At 35.6% G+C, this 18,558-nt stretch carries 9 protein-coding genes; all 9 read right to left on the reverse strand.

Translation table 11 applies throughout. From position 1 onward, the window contains the following. Window positions 1–51: 51 nt before the first annotated feature. On the reverse strand, window positions 52–1,881 hold the full coding sequence (locus QLQ94_RS21640; RefSeq protein WP_482498501.1) for a metallophosphoesterase: 1,830 nt from the start codon (window positions 1,879–1,881) through the stop codon (window positions 52–54). Between the two features lie 33 nt (window positions 1,882–1,914). Continuing rightward, entirely contained in the window at window positions 1,915–2,763 is an 849-nt protein-coding gene (locus QLQ94_RS21645) for a DUF4861 family protein (protein ID WP_271335977.1), read from the reverse strand. 71 nt (window positions 2,764–2,834) lie between these two features. Then, complete coding sequence (locus QLQ94_RS21650) at window positions 2,835–4,628, reverse strand: hypothetical protein (RefSeq protein WP_271335976.1); 1,794 nt, start codon at window positions 4,626–4,628, stop codon at window positions 2,835–2,837. A 615-nt stretch (window positions 4,629–5,243) separates the two neighbouring features. Beyond that, entirely contained in the window at window positions 5,244–5,816 is a 573-nt protein-coding gene (locus tag QLQ94_RS21655; protein ID WP_271335975.1) for a hypothetical protein, read from the reverse strand. Between the two features lie 11 nt (window positions 5,817–5,827). After that, a complete protein-coding gene (locus QLQ94_RS21660) occupies window positions 5,828–8,104 on the reverse strand; it encodes a GH92 family glycosyl hydrolase (protein WP_271335974.1) in 2,277 nt (758 codons plus the stop codon). A 99-nt stretch (window positions 8,105–8,203) separates the two neighbouring features. Further along, window positions 8,204–10,516 (reverse strand): GH92 family glycosyl hydrolase, encoded by a 2,313-nt coding sequence (locus QLQ94_RS21665; RefSeq protein ID WP_482498504.1) that lies wholly within the window; start codon window positions 10,514–10,516, stop codon window positions 8,204–8,206. Window positions 10,517–10,918: 402 nt separating this feature from the next. Beyond that, window positions 10,919–12,532: a RagB/SusD family nutrient uptake outer membrane protein gene (locus QLQ94_RS21670; protein ID WP_271335972.1), complete on the reverse strand. Its 1,614-nt coding sequence runs from the start codon at window positions 12,530–12,532 to the stop codon at window positions 10,919–10,921. A gap of 19 nt (window positions 12,533–12,551) precedes the next feature. Beyond that, window positions 12,552–15,563: a SusC/RagA family TonB-linked outer membrane protein gene (locus QLQ94_RS21675; protein WP_271335971.1), complete on the reverse strand. Its 3,012-nt coding sequence runs from the start codon at window positions 15,561–15,563 to the stop codon at window positions 12,552–12,554. A gap of 237 nt (window positions 15,564–15,800) precedes the next feature. Next, a complete protein-coding gene (locus tag QLQ94_RS21680; protein ID WP_427402765.1) occupies window positions 15,801–17,987 on the reverse strand; it encodes an alpha-N-acetylglucosaminidase in 2,187 nt (728 codons plus the stop codon). Window positions 17,988–18,558: the final 571 nt, after the last annotated feature.

Here is an 18,558-nt window from a genome sequence, read left to right on the forward strand (position 1 = left end):
AATGGATTATAACTGCAATATACTCTTTTAGGGTAAATTATTATTATATTTTTAAGGAGTTATTCGCGAAATTTTACTGGTTTTTAAGTTAATTTCAAAATGATCGGCAGGTTGGCCTTTCATTGTTTTCAAAAATATTCCTGACCACAAAACCCACTTTTGATCTTTTGATTTCTCTAACTCTTTACATACTATTTCATATTGTTTTAATCTGCTGGTTCCTATCTCGCGAAGGGCGAGTTCATCTGCATTTTTTAATCTGTAGAAATCGAATATCATATCAAAACCATTCCAAGATTCAAAATCTTGAAAGGTTAAGGAATTCGATTTTAATGTTGCAGCAACTTCTGTGTTATTTTTATTGAAAAGCAGTAACTCTTTTCCGGAAAGATCCTGAATTGATTTTAAAAATGCAGTCGGAAAATCTTCGGGCAAAAACCTGAGACGTACTAATTCTTTCAAATGCCATTGGGTAAAATCTTTATAATCTTTGGCATTCAAAACTTCTTTATTCCAAATTGCGGGGCTTTTTATATTTTGCAAATGGGCGTATTCTTGTTTATAGAAAGGGAATAAACTATTGAATTTTGGAACAGAACCTACCACTACCGTTTCTACCTCAACATTGGTCTGAGAATCAATGGTCAGTATTTTATACGCCGGCATATAAGCGGCCAAAGATGGCGTTTGAATATTAAATAAAGTATTGCCTTTTGCTGTTGTTTGTACTCCTGTATCGTTGATGTGCATGTGTCCGCCAAAATGAATCTGAATGCCTGCATCTGCAAATTGTTCTGCTACCTCTTGATTGGGAACTCTTGACAACTGCATTTTGTCAGCACCAAAAAGTAATTTTAATTCGGGCGAGGCACCATTATTAAAATCAACCATAGGATAATGACTAAAAGCAATTAATATTTTACCTCTTTGTCTGGCTTCTGCCGAAACCTCTCTTAACCAATTGATTAAGTGATTTTTATAAATAAGAACATTATTATAACCAATACTGGCTCCGGAAAAATCATTGGGATTATCTGCTAAACCTGATAATTTTTTATTGGGAACATAGGCATTGGCATCTATCGCCAAAAGCCAGACGCCTTTTACGGGTTCAACCAAATAACTGGCATCGGGAAGCGATAAATTGGTGTTTTTTATGGTATATGTTCTCTTTTCTAAAACAGATTCTGCTGCAGCTTTATCAAAATTATAACCTTCATACGCATAGGTTGAAAATGGTGTCTCCCAATACAAATCTTTCTTTTGTGGAAAAAATCCAAAAGAAGCCATTTCGTTCAATGTCTCTTTATATCCCCAGTTTTTTATATCGGCGGTGATAATGGGTTCTAATTGATTGTCTTGTTTTTTGAAATTGGTTTTAGAACTGCTTATAATTTGTTCCTGACCGTCTTTGCCCAGAAAATCGGTTTTTACGGCTTCTTGCGCAAAAGGTTTTACAGCATCATGATTTCCTGTGGTTACAAAAAAAGACATGCCTTTTTCTCGTGAATATTGATCCAGTATTTTTCTCAATCCGCGAACATGAACCGGTTGTCCGTCATCGCTAAAATCACCAGGAAGAACAACTAGTTTAATGCCTCTTTTTGAGATGTCATTTAATGCTTCTAAAAAAGCAAAGTAATTTTCATTAAAAATTCGGGTCGAATGCAATTGCGAACTCATTGTTCTTATATTGGCATACTCCCCGGTTACAGGATTTTTGATTCCCTGATACTCATTGTCTTCAAATTTTGCAAAAATATCCTGTAAATGAGCATCGGCAATAAAGGCTATTTGTACAATGTCTTTTTTTTCTGCCTGTTTTGATTTACAGGCATATAAAGAAAGTAATAGCATTAATATTCCCGATACTCTTAACATGTGATATTATTTTAAAACTCAGGAACTATCAGCCTATTTTATATAAGCTTCTAATTTATCCAAAGTATTGATTTCTTGTTCTCTGGCACTTGCCGATATAATTTTTGTTTCTAAAGATTTGGTTGGTTTCGAGATTAATAAATACTGTGTTCCATCATCTGTACTTTTTTCATAATCTTTAGGATTGTATATTATAGCAGCACCTATAGGTACAATTTCTGCAGCAACATCTTCAGGATGTTTTCCCCAGACTGCGATGTAATTAGTTCCTCTTTTTGTTTCAAAATCTTTGAAATAATTTACTCCTGTAGCAAATTGTACTTTTTCTCCGGTCAAACTAACAGCTTCTACTTTTGCATCTCTTTTTCCTGAAGTAACCGTAACACGAACTAAAATATCAACTTTTTTTCCTTTGTAAGGAACTCCTCTTGAAATCATTTCCATCCAAGAAGTTGTATCTGTTTTCCCTACACGTGCCAAACGATTCGTAACAGGATTCAACGGTACTAGTTTTTCGCCGTCCCAAAGTTTTACACCTCCTAAACCTACAGTTGATGCTACTTTGTAATAATCAGCTCCCCATCCTTCTTTTTGCTGTTCCGGAGTTGGATACCATTGTGCTTTTTTTAATTCTAAACCCGGTTTTGCTTTAGAATAAACGTCTATGGCAACTTTATCACTAAAATAAATACGCAATGCCATCCACTCATTTTCAATTGCGGGCCCGTGATGCCCAATTGTTTTATATAAATCTCCCGATTCTGAACCTATGTCAGTCAGGTATGTTATTTTTTCAGATTTCATATACAAACTGGTGTCTGTATTATTTTGTGCAAAGCAAATTGAGCCAAACAACAAAGCAGTGATAAATGATAATTTCATGATTTTTATTTTATATATTTAATTTTTGTGAAATTAAACTAAGATTTCAACAATACCCAAAGATTTTATTATTAAAATAGATTCATTTTGTGATGAAATGGTGTAAATCCTGTTATATAAATACGTTTTCCACTAGTTCTAAGGGTTCCCTGATGATAGGTATATTCTTCACTATCTAAATTTTCTACGTTTAAATGTTCACATTTTCCCGGACCAAATTGTATTGTATCTCCCGCCATAACAATTTCTCCAATGCCGGATTTAAGGAAATAGTTATTTTTTTCCTCTGTTATGTCTCCCTTAATTGTAGTTTCTTCATTAAAACACATTTCAATAGTCACTTCGACATTTGGCGGGCCCTCTACTTTAAAATCTAAACTTAATGCTCCGTTGTTTTCAGTAATTTCGATTGTTGTGATTTGCTTTTTTACATTGCTTTTTATTCTCGAATCAAAATCCATTTTATTCCAGAACCTACCGTCCAGCGATTCAGATAATTTATAATCTCCATCTGCTTTGCGAAATTCCGGGGCAAGAGGCTGATAATAATCTGCTTCTTTGATTTCTTTCAAAATGTACTTATTCCCTTCTTTTACAATACCGTTGCTGCTGAAATATCCCATTCTAAAAAATGACGTAGACAATCGCATGTATTTTAGTATTGAATTTCCTTTTCGATACATTAGAAAATTAGGATTTGAAGATCTTCCTGATACAATCTGAACGGGCTGGTCGTTGCCCCCAAATAGTGTTACAGAAGTTTTTCCGCGTCTGATTCTTGCCAGATTAGAGATTTCAAAAAACTTTTCAAAATCATCATCAACCTTCCCATTCACAGCAATTTGTTTCTGAAGCGCTGCATTTTCCATAAAAAAAGCCAACGAGTCTGATAAGATATCATTTGTAAATTCCGGCAGATTTTCGATCGCATTTACCATATAAGCAAATATTGGATTACGACTATGAATTGCCATATAGCGATACTGCAAATAAAACCTAGTGACTTTTAAGGACATGAACTGATCTTGTCTTTTGGAATCAACCGTCACTAAATCGCCGTTGGGTTCTGTATAATAAAAATAAGTGATTAGGTTCTTGTGTACTATTTCTAATAATTCCGGTCTGTTGAGTTCTCTTGACATTGTAATCAAAGCTTTGTCAATAACCGCCGAGTAAACACCACTTCGCTCAGAATAATGTCCGTCTTTATTGATATAAATGCCTTCGGCCAGCCATTGATCAATTCTTTTGATATATCTCGCATCGGGATAAAGGGAATTAATACTGGATAAAGCGGCACAAATAACCCATCTGTGATTTGGAGTATGAACACCGCCCGTTGTCATAGCTTCGCCGGCATTTAAAATAAACTTTTTTAATTTATCTCTTAATTCTGTCAGATCAATTTGTTTTTCTCTCTTTAGCAAGGCTGCTGCAGGACAAATATATTCTAAGATAAAAGCCGTATCAGGAGGTGATTGCCTGTTTCCTCCGGCGTCTAATGTGCCATCTGCATATTGTGATTTCAATAAAACGCCGGTTGCACGATTTAACTTTTCAGACACAAGTCCGGATTTATAATATTCAGATCCGGGATTTAATAGTGACGCTGTCATCACGGTTATTGAATTTGCTACCAAACGAAAATTACTGACTCTGATATTTGGGTCAGCCGGTTTTTCGTTTAATATAGCCCGAACCTTCGCATCATTATTGAAAATGAGCTTTTTCATTAATTGAATATCTTCTTTATCTGTATTACGATCGAAAAATATATCATTGGCAAAAACAACATCACTAACCAATGCTCCCGCTAATGTGAGGCCTGATAATCTAATAAATTCTCCACGGCTGATTTGTTTCATGTATTATTTATTGTTTTTTAAGTTTCGAATTATCTTTTTATGCAATGAAAATTTAGGAAAACAGATATATCAAATCGAAATATTTCACCCCGATGGGGTTCTTGAATATTGATTCATTATTTTTTCTATAAATATGTCATCCCGATGGGATTTAAAAATCTCAATTTCATTTCATTAAAACTATAAATGTGTCGTTCCGCTGGGATTTATCAATTATTATCACATTTTTATATCAAGCTCCGGAGGAGCGATATATTTATAGCAAATCAAATCCTGTACACAGAATAAAGCTCCAGATGAGCGATATCTTTATAACAAAATCAGAATCCCGCACACAGAATAAAGCTCCAGAGGAGCGACATATTTATAACAAATCAGAATCCATGCGCAACATAAAGCTCCAGAGGAGCGACATATTATACCTGCAATTAATATCACATTCATAAAACCAAAATCATCACAACGACATAGCAAATTCTAATATTTCACCCCGATGGGGTTCTTTCATATTGATTCATTATTTTTTCTATAAATATGTCATTCCGCTGGAATTGAAAAAAAAAATAAATTTCAATTAATTAAAACCTATAAATCTGTCGTCCCGCCGGGACTTAATCAATTAATATTATCTGCTATTTTCACTAATGTGAAATTTATTCCTAATGGGTTTTTAATTATTTTACAGATCAACGGAAATTCGGGATTTTTCACAATCCACATTTCAGTTTCATCAACCTGTGCTACGACGTGTAAAGTATCCAGTAGTTTACCTTCTATGTCAATATTGTTATTCACTGAATTTTCGTCTAACACATAGGTTGTATTATTGTAGATGAATTTGTTGTTTTTTAGCAAATCCTGATAAGCAGATTGCGAGATCATAAAAAATGTCTCTGTTGGTCTCAGGTTCAAAACCGGTGCGTATTCTCCCTGATTAAAACTGAGGGCATTACCGTTTTTCAATGCTTCCGGCAATGTTACAATACTGCTTTTTACACCTCTGGTATCTAAATCGAAAATTAGCTTATCACTGATTATTCTGGATGTAAGTGTCAAAGTTCTCGTTTGCCTGTGAAGTTTACATATATAGCTTAATTCTGTATTGTTCTTAAGGGTTGGAATGTATTTTTGCGCTGTTCCTATCTGATGCATGGCACACACAAGAAGGATTAAAATTGTGTTTTTCATCTTGTGCTTCTTTATTTTGTTGGTGGTAAAATTGCAGTTCCCCAAGCGGAAGGTTTTGAATCCATTTCGAGAACCAATTCGCCGCCTTTGGCAACATCATCGTGTAAAATCCAGGCTTTGCTGTAGTGCTTTCCGTTTAGTAAAGCTGATTTTATATATCGGTTTTTATCACTCATTTTTTTTGCCGAGATTTTAAAATACTTCCCATTTTCTAACTGCAGCGTTGTTTCCTTAATCAGTGGTGTATTCAATAAATAATACGGCTGACCTGCATTAGGATACAATCCCATCATATGAAATGCCAGCCAGGAAGACATCGCTCCTGAATCATCATTACCGGGCAAGCCTTCATGTGAGCTATTGAAATTATCCTTGATAATGGTTCTGATTCTGTCACTGCTTAAATAAGGTTTCCCGATCCAGTGGTACAAACACGGGGTTAAAAATGATGGTTCGTTTGCTACGTTATACAATTTGGTATCAAAAAAAGTATCAAGTCTTTTTTGAAAAGCTGCTTCTCCTCCGGATTTACGAACGAGTTCGGGAACATCATGCGGAATACTTAATGAATATTCCCAGGAATTGCCTTCGTAAAAAAAGACGCACCAATGGCACACGTACCAAGGCGATTCAATGATAACTGGGGTATATTTGAATGTTGGCTTTTGAATTTTCGATTCTCCAAAAACAATATCGTCCAGCCATTTCCCTGAAGCATCTTTTGGCATGATAAAACCTGTTGATCCGTTATTTACATAATCTGAGCGCCAAAGATTTTGCCAGTTGTCGGCTTGTTTTATGTATTGATTGTAGAGATCCGTATGGTTCAGTCCTTTGGCAATTGTTGCAATATTATAATCATTATAGGAGTAATCAATAGTTCGGTTTCCTGCTCGATCTGTACCGTAGGGCACATAACCAAATTTCAGATAATCTAATAATCCGCCCCTGCCTTCTTTTTCCTCATTTCCTCCGGGTGGTACTGTGGCATCTTTAAGCATGGCCTGCAAAGCCAGTTCATAATCTATACCTTTTAGATTTTTTACAAAAGCATCGGCTAAAACGACCTCTGCATTCGAACCGCCTTGTGTACGGCCATTATCATTTCCGCTGCGGCCTTCGGGCAGATAACCTTCGCGTTTGTAAATGTTTAGCATGGCATTGACAATTTCGACCTGACGTTTGGAATCTATTAGTGTAATCAAAGGGCTGGAACTTCTAAAAGTGTCCCAAATACAATAAAAATCATCGTAATAAGGCTCATCGTTTGTCCACAATGGATTCTCTCCTGTTCTGTCTGTCGGCATTATCATGGTGTGATACAAACCTGTATAAAACATTTTTCTGTATTCTTCAGATGTATCTGCCGAAAGCTGGATACGGCCTAACAATTGTTCCCATTTATTTTCTAAGCTCGCTAAAACTGTATTAAAATTCCAATGCGGAATTTCTACTTCGATATTGTTTTTTGCTTTTAATTCGCTTAAAAAAGAAATTCCGATTTTTACATTTAATTCTTGTTTTACTTCGTTACCAAAAGAAAATAATGCTGCTGTTTTTTTTCCTGAATCAAATTGAGCAGATTGATTGTTGTAAAATTTCCCGTCTTTCCAGGTTACATACTTTGCAATTGGCTGATCAAAAACTGCCCAAAAATAAACGGTATAGGCACGGCCATTATTCCATCCGCCGCGAATTCTGCTATAACCGCGAACTTCTGTATCGGAGACGATTTCTATTTGAGAACCTACAAATTGCTGCGCTTCCCTTCCGTCCGATTTTGATTCTTCTCCTAAGAAAAAGCCCGGATCAATCTTTACATTTTTAGCTGTGTTTTTAGGATAGGTAATTCGATAAAAGGCAACTTTCTCTGCTGTTGTTATTTCTGTTTTGATATTATTTTCTTTGAAAACGGTTTCATAATATCCCAGCTTTACAATTTCTTCTGCTCTGTAAGATGTTTGATCTAACTTATCTAAAGCACCTGAAAAAGGCATGATTTGAATGTTTCCATACTTTGGCCCGCCACCGGTACCGCTTACATGAACCTGACTGAATCCTGTTACTTCTTTTGGCAACGGAAGCCAGCCGCTATTTGGACTAACTGTGCAATCCGGACTTGGTTTCACCATTCCGTACGGGCATGATGGACCAATAAAAACCCTGCCAACTCCTTCTGATCCTATCATGGGATCTACATAATTGTGAAGCTGCTTTTGGGCATTTATTTCGTGGGTACAGCATAATGCTATTCCTAGAAAAGTTATGATTTTAATAGATAATTTCATTTGCTTTATCTGATATTTCTTTTTTAATAAACAGTTCTTTTTTTCACACTAAGAATCTATGTTTCTATGTCTGAAAAATTAATCACCCAACTAATTTATTTAGTGTTTTGGTGTCTTGGACATTTCTAAATTTAATTCTCCTCCGTCTGTAATGGCTGAATGAGAAATACTGAAATTTTGTACCGGAATATTGTTGTATTTTATTTCCTTGATATAAATGTTTTCCGGACTGTTATTATTGGCATTAATAACAAACTTTTTGCCTTTATAATAATTTGGATTTAATTGAATCGACACTTTATTAAATATTGGACTTCCTATCTGGTACTCGGGATTTACCTCTGTACCTCCATTCATTTGAAACAAACCAATTTTAAGCAACACATTCAGGCTTCCCATTAATCCCTGATCTTCATCTCCGTTATAACCTGTAGCCGGAGATAAACCACTAAAAGTTTCTTTTACTACATTTCTTGTCCAATACTGTGTTAAGTCAGGTCTCCCTAATAAATTAAAAATAAAGGAGGTTTGTATCGAAGGCTGATTTCCAAAATTGATCGGAATACGGCTGAATTCGGGATGTAATTCGGCATCGTGTGAAGTACCGGAAGTAAATTTTAATTTTTGAGAAGCTTGAAATTGACTGTTTAATTTTTCTGCCGCTTTTTCTTTTCCGCCCATCAATGCTACTAAACCGTTGATATCATGAGGTACAAACCAGGTCGATTGTGCGCCATTAGATTCTATAAAACCATTTTCATATTTATAGGGATCAAAATTTTCAAGCCATTTTCCGTTAACATCTTTTGGACGCATCCATCCGATTGTTGTATCAAAAACATTTTGATAATTTTTAGCTCTTGCCATAAAATAATTATAGTCATCATCATGCTTTAATTTCTTCGCCAATTGTGCTAATGTCCAGTCTTGATAAGCATATTCCAGTGTTTGGCTCGCACCATCCTGATGACTTCCAAATTCACCTTCAGGAATGGGATAAGGAACAAAACCATTATCGATATAATATTTTAATCCACCGCCAATGTCCGTCGTATGTTCATAGCCCGCTTTTCCCATAATACCGTTGAGCATATGGTTTTTTTTGAGTGCGGTATAGATATTTCCTAAATCTTCTGTTATAATTCCTTTTTGAATAGCACTTACAATAAATGGTGTCGTAGAAGCCCCGGTCATGACAAATGTATCATTACCTCCGGATGGACCACGCGGAATCATTCCGCCATCTTTATAATATTGCATTAAGGACTGAACAAATTCACCCATAATTTCTGGATAAGCAAGACCCCAAAGCGTATTTATTGTCCATTGTGCTCCCCAAAATGAGTCTGAATTGTATTGATTAAATTTAGGTTTTCCTTGTTTATCTAAAGGCAATTGTCCTATTCTGAATTTGTCTCCTGTATTATCAGGATAAGCGCCATTTGCATCACTAATCATTTTTCTACCCTGCAAAGCATGCCACAGATCTGTATAAAATCGTCTTTGATCTGTTGTAGTTCCGCCTTCTACTTCAATTCTGCCCAGCAAATTATTCCATTCGTTTTTTGAATCTGTAACTACCTGATCAAAATTCCAATGTGGTAATTCCTGCTGTATATTATTTGATGCATTTTTTACTGATGTATAGGAAATCCCTACTTTCATTAATACCGTTTTATCCGCTTTGTCTAAATTTATTAAATAATTATTTGTCTTGTTATCGTGTTCGATCGAAGTAATAGGTGTATTCAGTTTAATTTTAAAAAATACGGTTAAGGGTTTCGGACGTCTAAAATTGGTACTCAATACTAATGATCCGGAAAGTTCATCATCACTATTTTTCTGCAATATTCCGTTTGTATTATCGCAAGGTCCCAAGATTGTATTGAGATTAAAAAGAATTGCTTTTTGCTCTTTCTCTGGAAATGTATAACGATGAAAACCTACTCTTTTTGTACTGGTCAGTTCCGCTGTAATTTGATATTTATCTAATAGTACGGAATGATAACCCGGAGTTATTTTTTCGGTTTCATGACTGAATTTAGAATAAAAACTGGTAAAAATGTCTTTTTTACTGGCTGTGGAAATAGTTACAGGCATTACGGAAACGCCGGACATTTGCCATTCATGAATATGACTAAAACCTTTTATTGTGTCTGTTGTATACTTGTAGCCGCCTCCCCAATCGCCATTGATTTCTGTATCGGGACTTAAGTTTACCATACCAAACGGACGGCTTGCAGAGGAAAAGAAAAACCATCTTGAATTTTCGGTATCCAGCTGAGGATAGACCATATCTACTAATGGTTTCTTTTTTGCAACAGCATTTTTTTCTGTTTTACATGACACTAAAAAAACAAGAAAGAGACTTATTCCTATACGTCCTATTTTATAAATTTTATCCAATTTCATTTATTCTGATTGTATTGATAGGGACTACGCTTTTATTTGTGGGGAATTGTGTAAAGTGTATTCGGTAATTGTTGCCATGATTTTCTGAATTTTGAAAATGCGGTATTAAAAACCAACACTGGCAATCTGGCTTTTTAATAAAAAAGGAGAAGGAATTTTAATCCTCTTCTCCTTTTTATAAAGTTGCAATCTGTTTTAACTCGCTGATTGTGATTAATTTTAACACATAGAAACATAGTTTTAAATTCTCAAAAAAGGCGTTTCACTTATTTTTAATGCACGGAACTATGTGCAAGAAATGTTTCTTATTGCCTTCTTTTTTACTTTAGAATCTATGTTTCTGTGTATTTAACTTTTTAATAATTACACTCAACGGTTATTCAATTTACTTTTAGAAATAGCCTAATATCCGGCATTCTGTGTCAGGGCGGGATTTAAAACCAAAGCATTGGTTGGAATTGGGAATGTACGACGATAGGTATCTGAGTTTGTTTTGAATCCCCATGATCCTTCATATTTCCCAAAGCGGATCATATCGTTTCTATGCCATGCTTCCTGCGCAAATTCGCGACTTCTTTCCTGATAAAGTTCTTCCAGAGTAACACCGCTCCATGCTGCAGAAGTAGTTCTGTTTGAACGAACCATATTGACCAATGCCAATGGTGTTTGTCCTAAAGTTGCGGCACCTCCGCGAAGAATTGCTTCTGCTTTCATCAGGATAACATCTGAATAGCGTAAAAACGGTACATCGTTATTTTGATTACGGCTTGTTGACGTTGCATCAGGATAAAACTTAATATTTCTATACCCCATGTTCCAGGCAATTTCATCATTTCCGCAGTCAAATAAAGCAGCATTCTGGCGCAGTACAATATCCGGCGTTAAATTTACCTGATACGTATAGGCCGCACTACCATCTGATCCTGTATAAAACTGGTCGTAACCTTTCTTTGTAGTGCTTACCATTACAGGCGTAACACCATCATTCATGAATTGTAATCCGGTTAACCATTGTTTGTTACGAATATCAGTAACATCGTTGAAATAGGCATAAAATGATGGAATTGTACTTCTTGGTGCACTTGGTGTAAAAGGAATTCCAAACTTTGCTCTTTCAGAACGGGGCACATCATAACGGGCATGATACATTTGACCATTATATCCTACCGTTACTGCTGAAGCGTCATAAGGAACAGCAAAAATAAACTCTTTCATTTGCGGTCCGTTTGCAGGATAAAACATCTGAAGATAAGTGCTTCTTGGCTCAATCGCATACAATCCGGAATTAATAACGCCATCGCAAGCTGCAATACAATCATCATAACGTGCTGTTCCGGTATAAACTTCAGCATTCAGATACAATTTTGCAAGCAATGCATTGGCAGTTTGCTTATTTGGTCTTCCGTAAGTGGTAACTCCTGCAACAGGATTTAAGTTAGGAAGTGCTTTTTTTAATTCTCTTTCGATAAAATTAAAAACGTCTTTTCGATCTGATTTCGCGTGAGCAGTAAAATCTCCGTAAACGGTATCCAAAGGCACATTTCCGTAGCTGTCCATCATCATATAATAAGAGATGGCACGCATGGTTTTTAGTTCTGAAATCATAGTTGCTTTATCAGCACCTGTCGGCATTGTTTTATCTAAAATTGAAATCGCCTGATTGGCTGTTCCAATCACTTTTGACGACCAATCCCAAAGACTTGAAACCCAGCCATTGTCCGGTGTCCAATTGTGGTAATGCAACATACTGTAGTTCTGATTATCGAACCAGTTCCCTCCTCTTGCCGGCATAATTGATTCATCTGTGCTCAATGATTGCGTGAACCACCATGCAAAGGAATACTCGCCGCGAAAAGCAGTATATACCGGACCTGCGGTCTGAATATATTGTGTTGGATTCTGAGGAAAAACTTCTGGTGTAAGCTGCGTTGTAATGGGCACATCAAGGTCGTCGCAAGACCATAATAAACCAACCATAAGTATTGGAAGTCCTATATGTTTTAATATATTTTTCATGTTTTTTAGAATTTAATTTTTAGAATATCACGTTTAAACCAAACAAGAATGTTCTGGTTTTTGGATAGAAGTTATTTGAATCTACACCCGGAGCTGTTCCTCCTTGTTCTACTTCCGGATCAATTCCTGTATATTTAGTAATTATAAATAAATTATTTACTGTTTCGTAAATACGGATTTTCTTGATGTATTTACCCACTTTACCAAAATCATATCCTAAAGTTAAATTATCTAATCGAAGGTAACTTCCGTCTTCTATAAAGCGCGTTGAATACTTATAGGCATTTAAATCATTTGGCGATTCATTTTGCGCATCAACAAGAATATTCGTTGTCATTGCAGTACTTGGCCTGAATAAATCGGCACGGGTTGCGTTGAAAATTTTGTTTCCAAATACTCCGCGGAAAAAGATATTCAAATCAAATTTCTTGTAAGTGAAATTATTATCCCATCCCAATAAAAATTTAGGCTGCGCACTTCCTGCATAATGATAATCTGTACCAATGGCAGGATTGGTTGTTAAGCTGCCGTCTCTGGCAACATATTGGGAAACACCATTGGCATTTTTTCCTGCGTACTGAAGCGTAAAGAATTGCCCCAATGGTTTTCCTTCCTTAAAAATTTGTAACGTGCTTCCTGTCTGACCACCTCCATCTGGCTGTACTCTGCGTATTGAATCTCCTCCAACAAATAATGGGTTCTTCAATTTTGTAATCTCATTTTTATTTGTTGAACCATTTATAGTTGTTGACCAGCTGAAATTTTTAGTTTTAATGGCATTAATACTCAAAGACCCTTCAATACCACGATTCGACATATTACCACCGTTGGCTACAATTGTTCCTACAGGCACTAATACGGGATTTACAGCATAATTAAAAATCATATCTGTTGTTTTCTTTTCGTACACATCAACAGAACCTGATACTCTCCCTTTTAATATCGTAAAATCAAGACCAAGATTTGCGGTTGCTGTTTTTTCCCATTTCAAGTCGGGATTCGCTGCCTGGTTTGGTCCGTAAGCTCCAATTTGTTGTCCGTTATAATAGAATGTTCCAAGACTTCCAGAAATAAATTGAGCGGTATAGGCATTAAATCCGGAAGAGTTACCGGTTTGTCCCCAGCTTCCGCGAAGTTTCAAATCGCTAAAAACATTCTGACCTTTCATAAATCTTTCTTTATCAATTCTCCATGCACCACCTACTGAAGGAAAGTACCCCCATTGATTATTGGTTCCAAATACTGAACCTCCATCTCTTCTGATGGTTCCCTGCAGAAGGTATTTGTCTTTGTAATTGTAATTTAAACGTCCAAATTGAGAAATCAAACGTCTTTTTTGATACGCTTTACTGTCTCCAAAATTTACAACATAACCGTTTACAGAAGTATAATTGCTTAAAGCAAGGTTATTATAACTCACATTATCTACAGGAAAATTAGTTGCTGATGCCTGAAATCCGTCTCCAAGAACATCTTCCTGCCATGAATAACCAATGACTGCCTTGATTTTATGATCGCCAAAAGTTTTGTCCCAATTCAAAAAACTCTCTACAATTGTATTACTGTTTTGGTAAGAATTTCTCATTGCTGATCCGTTTACACCAAAATTCACTAATTGTTTAACCTGAGGCGGATCTGGATTATTGTAAAAAGCAGAGCTATTGTATTGCTGATAATAACTGTCATAAAACTCTCCGTGTAATGAATTTAATTGTTGGTAGGATAAATTTAGATTATACGAAAATCCATAAGGAAGTTTTAATTCTGCTGTAAGGCTCCCCACAAAATTATTTGTTTTCGTATCATCATCTCCGTGTTCAATTAAAGCAACAGGATTGAAATAACTGGTTTGAACGAAATTTTCGAAAAATGATCCGTCCGCATTTCTAATTGGTGATACCGGAAGATGGCTTACAGATTGTTGCAGCGCTGTATTACGCTGAGGAACATTGGTATATTTCGTATTAGAGTTCGTTACATTCAAACCAATTTTCAGGTTATCATCAAAAGCAAATTGCTCTACCGCTAAACGTGCAATAATTCTGGAGAAATCACTGCTCAAAAGAACTCCTTCTTTGTTTACTGCCGTTACACTTGCAAAATAATTACCATGCTCACCACCTCCGCTTAAAGAAAGGTTATGACTGCTTGACTGTGCTCCTGAACTTCTAAGAATTGCTTTTTGCCAATCTGTATTTGCTCCCTTATCATTTTCAGGCGTAAAATTTAAATTATTTTTTGATGTAAATGCTCTCAATTGATTCGCATCCATCATATTAAGTTGATTGGAAACATTCTCAACACCAAAATAATTGCTGTACGTAATCTGGCTTCTGTCTTTACTTCCTTTTTTAGTCGTTACCATGATTACTCCATTTGCAGCACGGTTACCATAAATGGCAGTAGCGGCAGCATCTTTTAAAACATCAATACTAACAATATCTTCTGATGCGATAACAGAAATATCAACACCAGGAATACCATCTACCACATAAAAAGGTCCCTGAGAGCCATTTAATGTTGAGACTCCACGCAAAACTACCGAAGATTGTTTTGTTGGATCGCCACTTGTTGAAACATTAAGTCCCGACACTTTTCCTTGCAGCATTTGACCCACATCACTAATTACTCCTCTGTTTAACTGATCTCCTTTTATAGAAGCGACAGATGTAGTTAGATTTTTACGCGATCCTTTTCCATACCCAACCACTACAACTTGTTCTAAATTAGTTGAGCCGGAATTTAATTTGATCGTGTAATTTGTTTTTGAACCATCTAGTTTGAGACGTTGTTCATCGAATCCTATAAAAGAAATAATCAATGTGGCATTTTTGTTTGAAACAGTCATTTTAAATTTCCCGTCAAAATCTGTCACAATGTTATTCGAAGTACCAATTTCGAGCACATTGGCTGCTGGTAATGGCATACTCTTCTCATCCAGAACCACACCTGATATTTCAGTTTTTTGTGCCCATGAATTAATTGAGAAGCCCAGAAAAAAGGCTAGTAATAAAAGCTTAAGTTTTTCCATATTATTATTTGGTTAATTGGTTAAATAGTAAGGCGAAAATAGTATTAATGAATTCTTAACAAATGGACAGGTTATTCACAAACATGGATTTTTTTAGTAAACACAGCAGGAATAAGGGGTTCAGCGATTTATTTTTTTGTGCATCAGAATTAAAAACAAAAATATCCTGACAAAAAAAGTACTGACTTAATTCAGATCATCTGCTTAATTATCCTTATTGGTCTGCATTTATCCCTGTTAACGATGCTTGTACATTGCAGCACTTTCACTCCATTTTACTTCCCAGTTTTTTATTGATGCTCTTACATTCGATTCATCAAATGAAGTATTATTGATTTCTGACTCTCTTAATGCCAGCAAAAACATTTTCCATCTTGGCCAGTAAAATTCTGCATACATACCACGCCATGATCGGGAAGCATAATCATTTAGATGTCCTTCTCCTCCCCAAAGTGTAATTATTGTTTTTGCATTTTTCACATATAGTTTTGATTCTTCAGTATTGCTTCCGTAATCCCACGCAGATTGCAGCCAATGGTTTAAATCATTCAATGGCTGTCCCGAAAGCATATTATCTATACGTAAAGCCTGATTCTCTATTTCCTTAAATAATTCATCTCCTTTTGGCACGTCTTTACGTTCATAAGCTTTTACACATTCTATCAATAAATCATCTATACAAAGCGAATAGTAATGTCTGGAAACATCTATTAAATCATAAGTATAAAGGCTGTTTTTATTGAAGTTTTCACTTTCTTTCTTCAAAATATCCAAAGCTTCTTTTAGCTTTTGTTTATCTCCCGGATTTCCTTTGAATTCTGTTATTTCCAGAGTTGGTCTTTTAAAAAATAAATACGCTCCGGCCCTATCATCCCACCAGCGCGTTTCCCAATACTTGGTACTGTATACTGATTCCAGCAATAACTGCCAGGATTGAAAAACAGTATCCGAAATATTTTTTCCGTATCGTGCTTTCAAATATTTTTTTAGCCAGTCCGCTATTGGTTCCTTACCTTGCGTCCAGGGCAGATCGTAGATGTACTCGTAAACTATCGAGTTATTGTTTAAGCCCTCAGGCATTACTCCATATCCTACAACATTTCCTTTGTTTGGATTTTTAAGTAAACTGGTCAATTCATTTTTATAGAAATTCAGATCCCCATACACAGGATTAGATCCTCCGTAATTGTGCACATATCCATACGTCCATTGTTTTCCGTAAAAAGCCTCCTGATTTTCCCAAACTTTATACCGGTCATTAGCATAATCCTGAATTATCATTCTGTCGTTTGGTACTTTGCTTAAAAAAGCACTGGTAGCTTCTTTAGTCCAAAATTCTTTATTATCACCAAAAAGCCAGCCCTGCATCACCCATACTGCTCCGGGAGAAGCTTCATTAATAGTTTCGAATATTGTTTTTCCGTAATCTGAAAGCTCGTCATATTTGTGTTCTTCAGAAACAGGCGGCGTTATTTCGTTGAAAGAATCAGCCAGATAAAAATCAGAATGTCCGTATAGTTTAGTATAGATTTCGATAAAGCGTTTTCCTATTTCTTTAAACAAAGGATCTTTGGAATCTAATAAATAGGTACTCGCAAAACCTCCACCGGACCAGGATTTCAGTTCACTTATTTTTGATTCGGGATGTTGCTCTGCAAATGCTTTTGGTACATAACCACTAAAAGCAGGCACTACGGGATACATCCCCAGAGCTCTCATTTTTTGCAAGATCTGTTTTTGAAGCGTGCTTTTCTTCTTAATCCATTCCTGAGGCAATGGTCCTTCAAGACTATTTATATTCCCCATTCTCTGCCAGGGCAAAAAAGCAGGTCCGGTAAAATGCGCTGCTAATTGACTGTCTGTTACCCCATATTCTTTCCATAATTCCTGCCAGACTGCTTCTTGCCCTTCCATTGCTGTAGGCAGATTAATGCCGTGAAATGCCATCCAGTCTATTTCTTGTTCCCAGCGTTTCCAATCCCACCAAGGAGTAGTGTAACCAAATGTACAGGCGTTTAGATATTCCCGGTATTCAAACGGAGTCGATTCTTTTTTTGAATACTTGGGCCAGCTTGTAGGCAAATCGACTCTGTTTCCTTCCCAACTGACGATAACTGCTCCAATATCCCTTAGAAAATTATATGCTGCATAACAAAGAGCAGTATTAGACGTTCCCTGAATTTTTACCTTATTGCCTTTGGTTGTTATTTCAAACCAATCTGATTGATTCTTATTTTCGATAATTGTAAAATCAAATTCACTCGCTCTTTTACCAATAAGTCTTTCTAGTACAGCTTTTGAACTTTTCGTGTTTTCGATATTTTGACTGTACACATCGGGTACTAAAAAAAATAGCATTACAAAAAAAGGAATTACAAATTTTAAGGAGTTATTGATTCTGACTTTCCAACATTCTATTTTCATATGGTATTATATTTATCTAATTAATGTCTACTATTTATTCTGAAATTGATACAAAAAATAGGGAGACATAATCTCCCTATTAAAACAAAATCAAATTTTCAACCCAATATTCTTATGAAACATTACTACATGAAACTTTTTGAATTGTTTCCCGACATCATTAATAAATGAAATACTGAATTGAAGATAAAAGTATAGAGAATGAATTTCTCAGTCATGGACACATCATTCAAAACTATAGACATATCCTGTATGAATGCTAAAATCTTAAAACAGCTATAAATATTAAATCCCACTTTTAAAGTATTGTAAATATGATGCCTGATTTTTTACTTGAAAAGAAATACAAATTTGAAGTTTTCAGCTGATTGATTTTAAAACCGCAAGTTTTTGTAAACCAAAAATCTACATGGAATAGGGTTGTTTTTTATTTCGTATACGCCATTATGAAACGGAAAAAATTAAAATTATAATTTGTATTTTCGTTTAACTGAAAATTTACTGCTTTAAATCACTCTAACTTTTACCACTAAAAAGTTAGTTGATAATGTATAACACCCAAACAAAACGA

This window comes from Flavobacterium sp. B114r (assembly GCF_056824125.1).

Coding starts and splice junctions, on each gene's coding strand:
- QLQ94_RS21640 (WP_482498501.1), bottom strand. CDS start 1,881: ATGTTAAGAGTATCGGGAATATTAATGCTATTACTTTCTTTATATGCC.
- QLQ94_RS21645 (WP_271335977.1), bottom strand. CDS start 2,763: ATGAAATTATCATTTATCACTGCTTTGTTGTTTGGCTCAATTTGCTTT.
- QLQ94_RS21650 (WP_271335976.1), bottom strand. CDS start 4,628: ATGAAACAAATCAGCCGTGGAGAATTTATTAGATTATCAGGCCTCACA.
- QLQ94_RS21655 (WP_271335975.1), bottom strand. CDS start 5,816: ATGAAAAACACAATTTTAATCCTTCTTGTGTGTGCCATGCATCAGATA.
- QLQ94_RS21660 (WP_271335974.1), bottom strand. CDS start 8,104: ATGAAATTATCTATTAAAATCATAACTTTTCTAGGAATAGCATTATGC.
- QLQ94_RS21665 (WP_482498504.1), bottom strand. CDS start 10,516: ATGAAATTGGATAAAATTTATAAAATAGGACGTATAGGAATAAGTCTC.
- QLQ94_RS21670 (WP_271335972.1), bottom strand. CDS start 12,532: ATGAAAAATATATTAAAACATATAGGACTTCCAATACTTATGGTTGGT.
- QLQ94_RS21675 (WP_271335971.1), bottom strand. CDS start 15,563: ATGGAAAAACTTAAGCTTTTATTACTAGCCTTTTTTCTGGGCTTCTCA.
- QLQ94_RS21680 (WP_427402765.1), bottom strand. CDS start 17,987: ATGAAAATAGAATGTTGGAAAGTCAGAATCAATAACTCCTTAAAATTT.